Origin of the sequence: Variovorax multivorans, from assembly GCF_051216835.1 — a bacterium.
Taxonomy (GTDB): domain Bacteria; phylum Pseudomonadota; class Gammaproteobacteria; order Burkholderiales; family Burkholderiaceae_C; genus Variovorax.
In genome coordinates, this window is sequence record NZ_JBPJZL010000012.1 from 1 (window position 1) to 12,553 (window position 12,553).

Here is a 12,553-nt window from a genome sequence, read left to right on the forward strand (position 1 = left end):
TCCGGAATTCTCCGATGGCGAACGGTGCGTCGCGCTCGAAGGCCAGGTCCGTGATCGCCTGGCAAAGGTCGCCGTAGTCGTGAACGACCTGGTCGACCGTGTACCCCAGCTTCAGCAACTCCTTGCCATGGGCGGTGGCGGTCACCCCCATTTCCGACAGCGCCAGCGAGTCTCCGCCCGATGGTCCCGAGATCCTGACGCTCTCGGCAGGTTTGTCGTCTTCTTCGGCCGCAAGGGTTCTTATCAGCTGCTCGAGGAACAACGGGATGCCGTTCGCCAGCTGATGTTCAGTGGCGGCCCGCCGGGGCCTCAGTGCAACCTTCGACTTGCACCGTGAAACCAGCTCTTCCCGGTTGTTGGTGAGAAAGTTGCGCATGTTGCGGGACCTCGATGGCTTTCGCCTGGTTCATCCAATGGATGCCGCCTGCTCTTGCTTCACGGGCGTGCATGCCATCGTTAGCTGGCCGGGGAAGAATTGTCTGTACGGCGCCGCACATACACGGAATGCCGACTTGCGCGCCCTGTGTGCGCAAGCGCACAGACGCCGAGGCATTGGTCGCAAAATGATGGGCACTTTGGAACCTCCTTCCCCCATGGCACCGTCCCCACCCCCGTCTTCTTCGCTCGCAGCCGTGGCGCGCAACAGCCTCCTGGAGGTGATGCCGCCGGAGGTGCTGACGGGCCTGATGCCGCTCCTTGAGCTGGTGCCGCTCAAGCTGGGGCAGGTGCTCTATGAATCGGGCGTGGTCCAGCAGTACGTGTATTTCCCGACCGATTGCATCGTCTCGCTGCTGTACGTGCTGGAAAACGGGCAGTCGGCCGAGATTGCCGTCGTGGGATTCGAGGGAATGGTGGGCGTGTCGCTGCTGATGGGCGGGGGCAGCACGCCCAACCGCGCCGTGGTGCAGAGCGCGGGGAATGCATTTCGCCTGAGCGCCGGGCATATCAAGCAGTTGACCGACAACGGCGGGCCGCTGCTGCATCTGCTGCTGCGCTACACCCAGTCGCTCATCACGCAGATGTCGCAGACGGCCGTCTGCAACCGGCACCACTCGCTGGAACAGCAACTGTGCCGCTGGCTGCTGCTGAGCCTCGACAGGCTCCCCGGCAACGAACTGGTGATGACACAGGAGCTGATCGCCAACATGCTCGGCGTGCGGCGCGAAGGCGTGACCGAGGCCGCCGGCAAGCTGCAGCGCCTGAATCTCATCAAGTATTCGCGCGGGCACATCACGGTGCTGAACCGCCCGGGTCTGGAGAAGCAGGTGTGCGAGTGCTATGAGGTCGTCAAGCGTGAAACGGATCGCCTGTTGCCTCGCCAGCCCGCGACCTGAGCCGGCGGCGACGGCGGCCGGGCTGCATTTGGTGCGCCTCCGCACAGACGCGGGATGGGCCCTCGGCAACAATGCGCCCGGTTGCGCATTTCCGCGCTGAATGACTCTTCCCAACAGGCGGTTCCGTGACATCAGCCCCGACCCGCCCCGTTCTCAATCGCCTGCTCGAGGCGCTGCCGCTCGCAGACCGTGCGCACCTGCTCGAGCGCTGCGACAGCGTGCAGCTGGCCACGGCGCAGATCCTCTACGAGCCCGGCGATGTCATTCACCACATCCACTTCCCGACGAGTGCGTTCGTCTCGCTGGTGTCGACTGCGGACGGCCATGACGGCCTGCAGACGGGCATGGTGGGCAACGAGGGCGCCCTGGGCTATGAGCTGTCGCTGGACGTGCAGAGCGCGCCGCTGCGGGCACTCGTGCAAGGGGCCGGTATGGCGTGGCGACTGACCGCGCAATCGTTCGCGCAAGAGCTGGAGCAGAACTCGAAGCTCAAGCGCATCCTTAATCGCTACGTCTGTGTGCTCTTGATGGAGTTCGGCCGTTCGGGCCTGTGCAACCGCTTCCACCTGATCGAGGAGCGCCTGGCGCGCTGGCTCTTGACCACGCAGGACTGCGCGCATTCCACGCACCTTGCGCTCACGCATGAAGTGCTGGGCCGCATGCTGGGAGTGCGCCGGGTCGGCATCACCAACGCCGCGACGGCGCTGCACACGCGGAGGCTGATCGACTATCGGCGGGGTGTCATCACGATCACCGATCGCGAAGGTCTGGAGAACGCGGCGTGCGACTGCTACCGGGCCAACCGGCGCAGCTATGCCCATCTGATCGCATAGCTGCCGGCTGGTGCGGTGGTCAGTGCATCAGCGTGCGCCCGGAACCACGACAACGGTTCCGCTGCCGGTGCCAGTGCTGCCGGTGTTGCCTCTGGCGCCCGTTGCACCGGTATTGCCGGTGTTTCCCTGATTGCCGGTGTCGCCTGTGGCGCCGGTATTGCCGGTACTACCGGTGTCGCCCGTGGCGCCCGTGTTCCCGGTGTTGCCGGTATTTCCCCTCGCGCCCGTGGCGCCTGTGTAGCCGGTGCTTCCGGTGTTGCCCGTGTTGCCTTGAGGACCCATCGGGCCGGTGCAGGCAGATGCACCAAGCAGGGCGAGCAACAGGATGGACGGGAGTAGATATTTCTTCATGGCAGTTCCTTGTGGTGTCGGGGTGTGCAGCTCGATAGAGGCTACGCAGGCCACAATGACCGCCAGCGGGTATTGCGTCTGTTCGGCACCGCGCATAGGTGCGGTCGCACGGTGGCCCAGCTGTCAAGATCCCGGTGCACGAAGGAGCCGCGATGGACGAGGAGATGCCTAGCCCGCATCCTTCTGCATGAACACGCTCAGCGGATCGTTGGGATAGCTCCCAAACGGGCCACGCCGCGTGTAGCCCGCGCTCGCATAGAACGACAACGCCGCGGGCTGGCTCACGCCCGTCTCCAGTCTGAACAACGCGCAGCCACGTGCCGTTGCTTCGCTTTCGAGGAAGCTCAGAACTTTCGCCGCGATGCCTTGACCCCGGCTCTCGGGACGCACGTACATGCGCTTGAGTTCGCCGAATTCGGGTTCCATCACGATGGCACCGCAACCAATGGCCTTGCCCTCCTCATCACGTGCGACAGCAAACAGCACGTTCGCCGCAGACAGCGCAGCGATGTCAATGCCATAGTGGCTCTCGGGCGGATACAGCGGCTTCTGGTAAGCATCGAGGTCGTCGATGAGCTGGATGACGTCGGGTTGGTCGGGGCTTTCAAGAGAAATCTGCATCAATCGATATTACCGGCCCGGTTTTCGCGAGGCATCGCGAAGTTGACACCTCTGCTGCCCGCGATGAGTATCCGTTCCGGTGCGCCTTGCACCGGAGGAACGAGGAAACAACATGAGGCTTGATTGGCTTCGCCGCGCGCTCGCGGCGTTGGGTGTTTGCGTGGCTCTCGCGGGCGTGTCTGCATGCGGAGGAGGCGGCGGCGGGGGAGGTGGCGGAGGTCTGCCGATCGTGGCACTCCCGACAACTGGCGGCGCTCCCACGCAGCCAGTGCCTTCGGCCAACGGTCGCGTAGTGTCGGAGGTCGTCACGTCGAGCAGCAACGGGGTGCGCTACCCGGTCGATGTTTTCATTCCGGCTTCCTATGACACGGGCACCGATGCGTTCCCCTCCATCTACGCACTCGACGGCGACGCCACCAATGGGCTGCCCGATACACGATTCACGAACCTCAAGAACATCCTGCTCAAGCGCGGTACGAAGAGCCTCCTCATCGGCATCGGAAACACTGCGCGCAGGCAGGAGGACTACAACTTTCCGGGTGCCAATGCGTACCACGCCTTCCTCACGAAAGACCTGATTCCCTTCATCGAATCGAAGTACCGCACGGATCCGAAGAAGCGCATGCTCACAGGCCTGTCGACCAGCGGCAACCTGGCTGCGACAGCGTTGTTCCTGGAGGCGCCGGACAGCCTCGCTTTCTCTTACTTCATCTCCATCGAGGCTGCGTTCTGGCAACAGAAGGATCAGAACTTTGAGCTCGAGCAGAAGATGTTCGACGCACTGGCGGGCAGGCCGCTTCCCGTCACCTTGATCCTGGCTCACTGCGACAGCGGGTGCAATCAAGACAGCGTGAGGGAGATGTACCAGCGGATGGCCGCCCGAAACTATGCGGGGCTTCAGCTGTTGGAAACGTCATTCGCCTCCACCCATGTGGGAACGGATGTTCTTGCGTTCGAAGACGCGATCGTCCGGATCTTCAAATAGAGGCGATCATTTGGCTCGATGTCTCTGGAGGCGATGTGATCTTTGATGCGGAAGAAAACCCGCCGAGGCGGGTTGGGTGGAGGCGGTCAGCGGTTGGTCCGCAGAGCTTTCAGCCGCCGTTCGGCCTCGCCAGGAGGGATCTTTCCCTCTGCCTCCGCCTTCTTGAGCCGTCGTTCATCTGCTCGATCCAGCGCGTCCTTCAGAAGAGCCATCTTGCGGGCCTTGCAAGGCTGGCATTCATAGTAGGTTTCCGGGCCGGAGGTGGGCTTGAGTTTGGCGTTGAGTTCGAAGCTATTGATGCGCCCCGTCGGCTCGATGCCGATAGCAATAGTCTTGCCGTTCTTGAAGGTGACGCGCGCACCGCCAAGGCATCCTGTTCGTTCGGCGTACTCGTCGAAATAGGATTTCTCCGGGACTTTGCGCATGTGCCGGAGTGCATAACGAACATCTTCCTCGGTCAGGACAACGTCGTCGCAGTCAAGAAAGTTCTTGTTTTCCCATGCGGTCGCGCTTGAGGGGGTGATGATTTCGATCTTCCGCGCGGAGTCGAGCGGGTATCGCTTATCGGCCGCGTGAATCTGGACAGTTGCTGCGGTAGTGACCAACACCATCAGGAGGATCTTGACTCGACTCATGGTGCGCGAGGGGATGTGTGTCGAGTTCAACGGCCGGCCCGCAATGTCTTCAAGCGACGCTCCGCCTCGCCAGGGGGAATCTTTCCTTCTGCCTCCAGCTTCTTGAGCCGTCGGTCATCTGCACGGTACAGAGCGTCCTTCAGGAGTTTCATCTTGCGTTCCCTGCAAGGGTCGCATTCGTAGAAGCCTGGAGGGCTCGCCGTGGAGTTCATCTTCGAGTCGAGTTCTCCGGTGCTGATCCGCCCGGTTGGCTCGATGCCCATGGCGAGGATCCGTCCATTCTTGAACGTAACCAGCGCGCTGCCCTTGCATCCGGTGGTGTCCGTGTTTTCCGGAGCGTAGGCGTTCCATGAAACCCTGCGCATGTGCTGCAAGGCATAACGAACGTCTTCCTCTGTCAGCACGACGTCGTCGCAATCCAGAAAATCCTTGTTCTCCCAGGCCGTTCGGCGTGAAGGTTCCGTGATCTCGACCTTTTGCACATAAGCGATGGGGTATCGCCGGTCTGCCGCCTGCGTTGAGGATGTGCCTGCTGCCGCGATCAGGGTCGTGGCCACGAGAGCGTTGAATTTGTTCATGGCTTCGGCAAAGGCAGATTCCAGTTCGCGCCTTGGGCTTCGGTTTTGTTCTTGCTGCTGACCACGGGATGACGGAATACCTCGCCTCGAGGCACCTGAATCGAATCTTCAAGCACGCTGACAAGCCACGAGAGTGCTTGATTCTGCGCAGCAGTCGGCATATCGAATATGCCGTACTCGCCTCGCAATCTGTCGTGGGACCAGTTTTGTTCTTCGCGGACCGGCTTGAATCCTGCCGGCAGTCTCGCCCTGCCAACCATCTCGATCCCTATCGACTCCATGTTGCCCGGATAGCGATCACCGGGAGTCTTTTGCATCTCGATCCGATGCATCGCCATCGCACCCGCCTTCCTTGGAAAGTCTTGCGGCTTGCACATTTTCATCACCAGGCATCTTGCCTTCAACGGCCCCACATGATTCGTGCGCTGATAGATCGCCGCCGTCTGGTAGATCGTCCCATCCTTGTCGATTAGAAAGTGCGCTCCGTTCGCCTTGGGGTTCTTGTAGCTGTTCAATGAGGATGCCAGGGTATCGGCATCGGTCTGATGCACGACGATGCCGGTGATCGCTCCGGCCCTTTTTCCTCGTTCGATCTGAGGGCTGCGAGCATGCCTGACCCTTGCGTGATTGATCATTCCGTGTTTGTCGACTTCGACAAGCATGTGGTTTCTCCCTGAAGATTTTTGATTGGTTGCTGACACTTCGCGAGGCGTGTCCGCGCATCTATGCACGACACGGGTCACAACCTCGCGGCGCATGCTACTGACCGAAAAAGAGAGTTTCGTGGCGGCTTTGTCAACCACTTGTGGCCGGCTTCAACAAAGCCCGCCCGCCCGCATGGTTCAACGCTCCGTCCAACAATGGCCGCGCGGCAGGGCTGTTCGGCTTGCCGGTTTTCTTTTTTCCCGAATCCGCAAACACGAAGGAGTACCACTTTGGAATACCGTCATCTAGGCAAATCAGGCCTCAAGGTTCCCGTGTTGAGTTTTGGCACCGGCACTTTCGGCGGCAAGGGCGAGTTCTTCAGCGCGTGGGGCAGCACCGATGTGGCCGAGGCGCGCAAGCTCATCGACATCTGCCTCGAGGCAGGCGTCAACATGTTCGACAGCGCTGACATCTATTCGGCTGGTGCAGCCGAGTCGGTGCTCGGCGAGGCGATCAAGGGCCGGCCGCGCGACGGGCTGCTCATTTCCACCAAGGCCACCTTCCGCAGCGGCGAGGGGCCGAACGATGTGGGCTCGTCGCGCCATCACCTCGTGCAGGCTGTTGATGGGGCGCTCAAGCGACTGGGCACCGACTACATCGACCTGTTCCAGCTGCACGGCTTCGATGCGAGCACGCCGGTGGAAGAAACGCTCGGCACGCTCGACGACCTCGTGCGCGCGGGCAAGCTGCGTTACATCGGCGTGTCGAATTTCTCGGGCTGGCACCTGATGAAGTCGCTGGCCGTTTCGGAGCGCTACGGCTTGGCACGCTACGTCGCCAACCAGACGTATTACTCGCTGGTCGGCCGCGACTACGAGTGGGAGCTGATGCCGCTGGCACAAGACCAGGGCGTGGGCGCGGTAGTGTGGAGTCCGCTGGGCTGGGGCCGGCTCACGGGCAAGATCCGCCGCGGCCAGCCGCTGCCCGCCAACAGCCGCCTGCACGCTACCGCCGACATGGGCCCGCCGGTGCCCGACGAACTGCTGTACCGCGTGGTCGACGCGCTGGAAAAGGTCGGCGCCGAAGTCGGCAAGACGGTGCCGCAGGTCGCGCTGAACTGGCTGCTGCAGCGCCCGACAGTGTCGAGCGTGGTGGTCGGTGCACGCGACGAGGCGCAGCTGCGGCAGAACCTCGGCGCGGTGGGTTGGAACCTCACGCCCGCGCAGGTTGCCGAGCTCGATGCGGCCAGCGCGACGACGCGGGCCTATCCCTACTGGCATCAGCAGGGTTTTCTCGAACGCAACCCCAATCCGGTTTAAGCAGGCGTCAGCCCGAGCACCCACCGCTTGAAGTGCTCGAGCGCCCCGGAGGCCGGCCGGCCTTCGGGGTACGCGAAGTAGTAGCCCTGGCGTACGTCGAGGTGCCGGTCCACCGGGATCACGAGTTCGCCGGCGCGCAACTCATGTTCGATCAGGATGCGCGGCGCCAGGCCCACGCCCATGCCGGCGGCCGTGGCTGCGACGACCATGGTGAACAGTTCATAGCGCGGCCCGCGCGATGCGTGCACCGTGTATTCCCAGCCCTGCTGCGCGTACCAGTCGCGCCACGCATGGGCGCGTGTGCTCAGGTGCACGTGGCGGCATTGCTCGAAGCCGGCTTCGTCCCACGGCCCGTGCGCATCGCGGAACGCGGGGCTGCAGATCGGCACCATCTCGCCCTCAGCAAAGATCAGCCCGCCGCGGGTGTTTGGCCAGAACTGGTCGCCGAAGTAGATGGCCGCGTCGTACGCGTTTTCCTGAAAAGAGAAGGGCTGCGAGCGCGCCGACAGGTTCACCGTGATGTTCGGATGCAGCAGGCTGAACTCCGGCAGCCGCGGTATCAGCCACTGCGTGGCAAAGGTGGGCACCACCGCCAGTTCCAGCACGAAGCCCATCTCGTGGCCGGCGCTGATCTCCAGCGTGTCGCGGCGGATCTGGTCGAGGTGGCGCCTGATGCGCGCCGCGTATTCGCGGCCCACGTCGGTGAGCGTGAGCCGGCGCCGCACGCGCGAAAACAGCGGCACGCCGAGCCGCTGTTCGAGCATGGCCACCTGCCGGCCGACGGCGCTTTGCGTCAGCGCCAGCTCGGTTGCCGCGCGGGTGAAGCTGCCCAGCCGCGCCGAGGCCTCGAAGGCCTGCAGCGCGCCGAGGTTGGGAATGTCTTTTCTCATCGGCGCTATTCTGCGTGTGTGTGGGCGAGCAACGAAGAAAGGCATTTCATGCGTCGTGTGGTGATCATCGGCGGCGGGGCCATCGGCTCCGCCATCGCCTACTTCCTGACCCGAAGCCCCGAAGAGGAGCCCTTCGAGGTCACAGTGGTCGAGCGCGATTTCTCGTACAAGCAGGCCTCGTCGGCGCTGTCGGCCAGCTCGATCCGCCAGCAGTTTTCCACCGCCATCAACATCGAGATGTCGCTCTACGGCATCGACTTTTTCCGCAATCTCGGCGAGACCCTGCGCGTGGGCGACGACGTGCCCGACATCGGTCTGGTCGAGCCCGGCTACCTGTACCTCGCCTCGCCTGCCGGCGTCGGCGTGCTGCGCGAGAACCATGCGATGCAGAAAGCGCACGCGGTGGATGTGGCACTGATGACGCCCGATGAGCTGAAGGCGCGCTTTCCGTGGATATCGACAGAGGGTGTGGCGCTTGCATCGCTGGGCCTCTCGGGCGAGGGCTGGTACGACGGCTACAGCCTGCTGCAGGCCTTTCGCAAGAAGGCCGCCTCGCAGGGTGTGCGCTATGTACAGGCGCATGCGACGGGCTTGCGCCGCAATGGGCGAACGGTGACCGGCGTGCAGCTCGACAACGGCCAGACGTTGGAAGCCGATGTGGTCGTCAACGCCGCAGGTGCATGGGCCGCGAAGGTGGCGCAGTGGGCCGGCATCGACCTGCCCGTGCGTGGCCGCCGCCGCAGCGTGTTCAGCTTCTCGTGCCCCGACACGCTGCCCGGATGCCCGCTGGTGATCGACACCTCCGGCATCTGGCTGCGCCCCGAGGGCCGTCAGTTCATCTGCGGTTTCGCGCCGCCCGAAGACCAGGACCACGACGACGTGCCGCTCGACGTCGAGTACGAAGCCTTCGACAGCTTCATCTGGCCGTCACTGGCCGAACGCGTGCCAGCCTTCGAAGCCATCCGCATGACAGGCGCATGGGCGGGCTACTACGAGATGAACGTGTTCGACCACAACGCCGTCCTCGGCCTGCACCCGGATTGCGACAACCTCTACTTCGCCAACGGCTTCTCGGGCCACGGCTTGCAGCAATGCCCGGCAGCGGGGCGCGGTGTGGCGGAGCTGATCCGCTTCGGTGAGTACCGCAGCCTTGACTTGTCGCCGGTGTCGTTCGCGCGAATCCTCGAGAACAGGCCGTTGCTCGAGAAGAATGTGATCTAGCGATGGCCCTTTTCAGGGCGTTGCCAGCGCCGTGAACGGCCCCGGCTGCCCCAGCGCTGACTGCCCCTCGTTGAGCACGGCGACCAGCCTGCCATAGAAGAACGGAAGGCCAAAGTCGATGGTACCGCTGCCCGAGTTCGTGGCGGCGATGTTGTTGACCGCCACCACACCCGGGTTGCTTGTGAAAAGCGACTGTGCGCTCGCAACCGCGAAACTCTGGCTCAACGGCGCTCCTGCCGCGGCGGTGAAACTGGCGCTCAGGTCCAGCGTGCTGGCAGGGCAGTAGAAACCGGCGAAGTTGCCGCTTTGCGGACACTGGGTGATCGTGGAATCGTAGAGGAAGAAGAAGTTCGACCCGCTGTCGAGAAAGCTGTCGGGAAAACTCGTGTTCTTGTAGGTGGCCGAGACGCTGAGCGTGCGCGGATTGGTCTGCAGCACCGTCGCCCCGCTCATGGCGTTGTTGGATTGCGTGGCTACTCCGAAGTAGAGCGTGCCGACGGTGACTCCCTGGCCCGCAGAGGAAATCGCCGGCAGGCCGAGCACGACCCCGTTGTTGTCCTGCGCGAAGTTGGCAACGACGTTCTGCGATTGCATCGCGACCGGCACCGCCGTGTTCTGGCACTGACCTCCCGACGGGCAGGCGTAGTAGGTGGCCGCAATGGCCTTCTGCGCACATGCCGAGCCGCAGTCCTGCAGGAAGGCGGCCACGCCGATGATGCCGTTCGTTCCCAGGTCCGCGGGGGTGTTCTCGGCCTGCAGCGTTCCGTTGTCCGAGCACGCGTTGGGCACGGTGCCAGACGCCGGGTCTCCCACGATCTGCAGCGGTTGCGACGTCGCGGACTTCGGCCCCAGCGTGATGTCGGCAACCCGCATCGTTCCCCACGTGTAGCCGTCCAGGAACTGCTCGCACGCATTCAGGGGTGTGCTGTTCACCGTCTCCTGTGGCAGAGCTGCAAGCATCGACGAGCTGAGCGCCGCGGCAGCGATGCGCACGCCCGTGGAGCCGGTGTCGACCAGCACGTTGTCGATCGTCTGGCATGTGCCGGTTCCCGGCGCGCAGAGTTGCACGCTGACCTGCGGAAGGTTGACCCCGCTCGAATCGGTTCCGTGCGACACGGTGAGGGACATCGAGTTCTGCGAGGTTGTCGCAGGGGCCGGTGTGGAAGCCGGTGCCGAAGTCGATGCGGGACTGCTGGTGGGCAGCAGCCCGATCGGCAGGGCGCCGCTGCTTGCGCCGCCCCCGCCACCACCGCAGGCGACGAGTCCCAGCAGGCTCGCGGCGCATGCCGCCGCGACAGCCGCTCGAAGAATCAAGGTCCTGGCGCCGGCAACGCGCCGGTTGCCTGCTTGTCGTTGTTCCATGGGCACGGTGTGTGGTTGCAAGCGGGTTGAAAGGATCAGGAGCCTTGTTCCGGGATGGACAGCGTGTTCGGGTCGAGGCCTGGAGGCAGCATCCGGGGCAGCCAGGCAACGCCCGTCGAGGAGCGCTGGTGCGCGGAGGCCCGCACAGCGAATGTCTCGTCCATTTGCGAGGTCGTGGCGTGAGAGCTTCTGCCTTGCTGGCGCAGCTCGCGTGCGTTGCGGGACATCTGCGTGGCGTAGCGCGTGCCCAGCAGCACCGACAGTTCAGGCCGGTGGGAGCCGCGCCATGCCACCGCGAACACGGTGCCGTCGGTCGTCAGGTATTCGCGCTGGATCAACCCGTCGGGCAGCGTGACTTCCCGCATGCTCCAACTGGTGGCGGTTCCCGCCGTTGCGCTGCCGGTTGCTTGGTCACTCGCCTTGCGTGACTCTTTGGCGACGCGCTGGCCCGGACCCAGTGTGGGAGCGCCACCCAGCTCCGCGAACGCGGAAGGTGTTCCGAACACGGCTGCGGCGAGCGCGAGCCCGAGCCCGGCCAGCACCGCGGGCCCTTTGGCGTGGCGCGCGTGACACTTTCGTGAACCATGTTCCATTCAGACTTCCTTTCCGTCCCGACGCGCGAAGATTACTGCTCGCTGGCGTCAGCTTGGCAAAGACCCGGGGCGCTGCATTGGCTGAAACACCAAGTCGGCCAGCGATCAGGTTGGCGGTGTTAACGAGTCGTCGGGGAGGGCGTAGGATGGCCGCCAGAGAGGTGCACCTACCCATGACCGCACAGACACTGATCGACACCGCCCGCGCACTCGTCGCCGGCGACAAGGGCTTGCTCGCGATGGACGAGAGCAATGCCACCTGCAACAAGCGCTTTGTGGCGCTGGGCATCCCGCAGACCGAGGCGGCGCGGCGCGACTGGCGCGAACTGATCGTCACCGCGCCGGGGCTGGGCGACAGCATCAGCGGCGCGATCCTGTTCGACGAGACCATCCGCCAGAAGACCAACGCGGGTCAGCCGTTTGCCAAGGCGCTGGAGGGCGTGGGCATCATCCCCGGCATCAAGGTCGACACGGGCGCGAAGCCGCTGGCCGGACATCCCGGCGAGACCGTCACCGAGGGGCTCGACGGTCTGCGCGAACGTCTGGCTGAATATGCCGGCATGGGCGCGCGCTTTGCCAAGTGGCGGGGCGTGATCGCCATCGGCGACGGCCTGCCGACGCGCGCCTGCATTCGCGTCAACGCCCACGCGCTCGCTCGTTACGCCGCGCTGTGCCAGGAAGCCGGCCTGGTGCCCATCGTCGAGCCCGAGGTGTTGATGGACGGCGGCCATTCGCTCGCGCGCTGCGCCGAAGTGACCGAAGAAGTGCTGCACAAGACCTTCGCCGAACTGCGCGCGCAGGGCGTATTGCTCGAAGGCATGCTGCTGAAGCCGAACATGGTGCTGCCGGGGCAGAAGGCCGCTGTGCAGGATTCTGTAGAGGCGGTTGCAGAGGCCACGGTCAACTGCCTGCTGCGCACCGTGCCCGCCGCCGTTCCCGGTGTGGCGTTTCTCTCGGGCGGCCAGTCGGCGCAGCTGGCTTCTGCCCGGCTGAACGAAATGAACATCCGGTTCAAGTCGCGCATGCCGTGGGCGCTGGCCTTCTCGTTCTCCCGCGCGGTGCAGCAGCCCGCGCTCGATGCGTGGAAGGGCGATGCCGCCAACGTGTCTGTTGCCCAAAAAGCGCTGGTGCTCCGCACCCGGGCCAACCAGGCCGCGCGTCGCGGTGACTACAAAGAGGCATAGAG

At 64.1% G+C, this 12,553-nt stretch carries 14 protein-coding genes and 1 pseudogene; 6 read left to right on the top strand and 9 right to left on the bottom strand.

Annotated features, from left to right (window positions below; translation table 11 throughout):
• A pseudogene (locus ACSFCA_RS26925) lies at window positions 1-376 on the bottom strand (sensor histidine kinase); the annotation flags it as partial.
• Between the two features lie 217 nt (window positions 377-593).
• Between ACSFCA_RS26925 and ACSFCA_RS26930 the strand changes: the two are divergent.
• Both ACSFCA_RS26930 and ACSFCA_RS26935 read left to right on the top strand, forming a co-directional pair.
• Window positions 594-1,334 carry a Crp/Fnr family transcriptional regulator gene (locus tag ACSFCA_RS26930; RefSeq protein WP_435461659.1) on the top strand — a complete coding sequence of 247 codons (741 nt, stop codon included), beginning with the start codon at window positions 594-596 and terminating at the stop codon, window positions 1,332-1,334.
• Between the two features lie 125 nt (window positions 1,335-1,459).
• A complete protein-coding gene (locus tag ACSFCA_RS26935) occupies window positions 1,460-2,167 on the top strand; it encodes a Crp/Fnr family transcriptional regulator (RefSeq protein ID WP_093074795.1) in 708 nt (235 codons plus the stop codon).
• A gap of 27 nt (window positions 2,168-2,194) precedes the next feature.
• Here ACSFCA_RS26935 and ACSFCA_RS26940 read toward each other — a convergent pair whose 3' ends face one another.
• Window positions 2,195-2,518 (bottom strand): collagen-like protein, encoded by a 324-nt coding sequence (locus tag ACSFCA_RS26940; RefSeq protein WP_309148878.1) that lies wholly within the window; start codon window positions 2,516-2,518, stop codon window positions 2,195-2,197.
• A 168-nt stretch (window positions 2,519-2,686) separates the two neighbouring features.
• On the bottom strand, window positions 2,687-3,139 hold the full coding sequence (locus ACSFCA_RS26945) for a GNAT family N-acetyltransferase (RefSeq protein WP_435461660.1): 453 nt from the start codon (window positions 3,137-3,139) through the stop codon (window positions 2,687-2,689).
• A gap of 112 nt (window positions 3,140-3,251) precedes the next feature.
• Here ACSFCA_RS26945 and ACSFCA_RS26950 point away from each other — a divergent pair, with 112 nt between their 5' ends.
• The gene (locus tag ACSFCA_RS26950) at window positions 3,252-4,124 is read left to right on the top strand and encodes an alpha/beta hydrolase (protein WP_435461661.1); all 873 of its coding nucleotides are present in this window, start codon (window positions 3,252-3,254) and stop codon (window positions 4,122-4,124) included.
• Between the two features lie 86 nt (window positions 4,125-4,210).
• Here the strand turns inward: ACSFCA_RS26950 and ACSFCA_RS26955 are convergent, their stop codons facing one another.
• The 3 genes from ACSFCA_RS26955 to ACSFCA_RS26965 are packed head-to-tail and all read right to left on the bottom strand — an operon-like array spanning window position 4,211 to window position 5,999.
• Window positions 4,211-4,759: a hypothetical protein gene (locus ACSFCA_RS26955; RefSeq protein WP_435461662.1), complete on the bottom strand. Its 549-nt coding sequence runs from the start codon at window positions 4,757-4,759 to the stop codon at window positions 4,211-4,213.
• Between the two features lie 26 nt (window positions 4,760-4,785).
• Window positions 4,786-5,337, bottom strand: coding sequence for a hypothetical protein (locus ACSFCA_RS26960; RefSeq protein WP_435461663.1), 552 nt, complete (start codon window positions 5,335-5,337; stop codon window positions 4,786-4,788).
• A complete protein-coding gene (locus tag ACSFCA_RS26965) occupies window positions 5,334-5,999 on the bottom strand; it encodes a peptidoglycan recognition protein family protein (protein WP_435461664.1) in 666 nt (221 codons plus the stop codon). The genes ACSFCA_RS26960 and ACSFCA_RS26965 overlap by 4 nt, the downstream gene beginning before the upstream one ends.
• Before the next feature lie 273 nt (window positions 6,000-6,272).
• Here ACSFCA_RS26965 and ACSFCA_RS26970 point away from each other — a divergent pair, with 273 nt between their 5' ends.
• Complete coding sequence (locus ACSFCA_RS26970) at window positions 6,273-7,301, top strand: aldo/keto reductase (protein WP_258355160.1); 1,029 nt, start codon at window positions 6,273-6,275, stop codon at window positions 7,299-7,301.
• Here ACSFCA_RS26970 and ACSFCA_RS26975 read toward each other — a convergent pair.
• Window positions 7,298-8,191: a LysR substrate-binding domain-containing protein gene (locus ACSFCA_RS26975; protein ID WP_093054533.1), complete on the bottom strand. Its 894-nt coding sequence runs from the start codon at window positions 8,189-8,191 to the stop codon at window positions 7,298-7,300. The genes ACSFCA_RS26970 and ACSFCA_RS26975 overlap by 4 nt on opposite strands.
• Before the next feature lie 48 nt (window positions 8,192-8,239).
• Here ACSFCA_RS26975 and ACSFCA_RS26980 point away from each other — a divergent pair, with 48 nt between their 5' ends.
• Window positions 8,240-9,412 (top strand): NAD(P)/FAD-dependent oxidoreductase, encoded by a 1,173-nt coding sequence (locus tag ACSFCA_RS26980; RefSeq protein ID WP_435461665.1) that lies wholly within the window; start codon window positions 8,240-8,242, stop codon window positions 9,410-9,412.
• A gap of 12 nt (window positions 9,413-9,424) precedes the next feature.
• Here ACSFCA_RS26980 and ACSFCA_RS26985 read toward each other — a convergent pair whose 3' ends face one another.
• Window positions 9,425-10,774, bottom strand: a complete 1,350-nt coding sequence (locus tag ACSFCA_RS26985; RefSeq protein ID WP_435461666.1) for a DUF3443 family protein — start codon at window positions 10,772-10,774, stop codon at window positions 9,425-9,427.
• A gap of 35 nt (window positions 10,775-10,809) precedes the next feature.
• Window positions 10,810-11,367, bottom strand: a complete 558-nt coding sequence (locus ACSFCA_RS26990; RefSeq protein WP_435461667.1) for a DUF2844 domain-containing protein — start codon at window positions 11,365-11,367, stop codon at window positions 10,810-10,812.
• A gap of 173 nt (window positions 11,368-11,540) precedes the next feature.
• On the opposite strand from ACSFCA_RS26990, the gene ACSFCA_RS26995 reads away from it, so the two are divergent.
• Window positions 11,541-12,551, top strand: a complete 1,011-nt coding sequence (locus ACSFCA_RS26995) for a class I fructose-bisphosphate aldolase (protein WP_435461668.1) — start codon at window positions 11,541-11,543, stop codon at window positions 12,549-12,551.
• Window positions 12,552-12,553: the final 2 nt, after the last annotated feature.

Bases quoted from the DNA above. Each gene is read 5' to 3' on its own strand.
- ACSFCA_RS26975 (WP_093054533.1), bottom strand. From the start codon at position 8,191: ATGAGAAAAGACATTCCCAACCTCGGCGCGCTGCAGGCCTTCGAGGCC.
- ACSFCA_RS26965 (WP_435461664.1), bottom strand. From the start codon at position 5,999: ATGCTTGTCGAAGTCGACAAACACGGAATGATCAATCACGCAAGGGTC.
- ACSFCA_RS26990 (WP_435461667.1), bottom strand. From the start codon at position 11,367: ATGGAACATGGTTCACGAAAGTGTCACGCGCGCCACGCCAAAGGGCCC.
- ACSFCA_RS26995 (WP_435461668.1), top strand. From the start codon at position 11,541: ATGACCGCACAGACACTGATCGACACCGCCCGCGCACTCGTCGCCGGC.
- ACSFCA_RS26940 (WP_309148878.1), bottom strand. From the start codon at position 2,518: ATGAAGAAATATCTACTCCCGTCCATCCTGTTGCTCGCCCTGCTTGGT.
- ACSFCA_RS26930 (WP_435461659.1), top strand. From the start codon at position 594: ATGGCACCGTCCCCACCCCCGTCTTCTTCGCTCGCAGCCGTGGCGCGC.
- ACSFCA_RS26985 (WP_435461666.1), bottom strand. From the start codon at position 10,774: ATGGAACAACGACAAGCAGGCAACCGGCGCGTTGCCGGCGCCAGGACC.
- ACSFCA_RS26945 (WP_435461660.1), bottom strand. From the start codon at position 3,139: ATGCAGATTTCTCTTGAAAGCCCCGACCAACCCGACGTCATCCAGCTC.
- ACSFCA_RS26960 (WP_435461663.1), bottom strand. From the start codon at position 5,337: ATGAACAAATTCAACGCTCTCGTGGCCACGACCCTGATCGCGGCAGCA.
- ACSFCA_RS26980 (WP_435461665.1), top strand. From the start codon at position 8,240: ATGCGTCGTGTGGTGATCATCGGCGGCGGGGCCATCGGCTCCGCCATC.
- ACSFCA_RS26955 (WP_435461662.1), bottom strand. From the start codon at position 4,759: ATGAGTCGAGTCAAGATCCTCCTGATGGTGTTGGTCACTACCGCAGCA.
- ACSFCA_RS26950 (WP_435461661.1), top strand. From the start codon at position 3,252: ATGAGGCTTGATTGGCTTCGCCGCGCGCTCGCGGCGTTGGGTGTTTGC.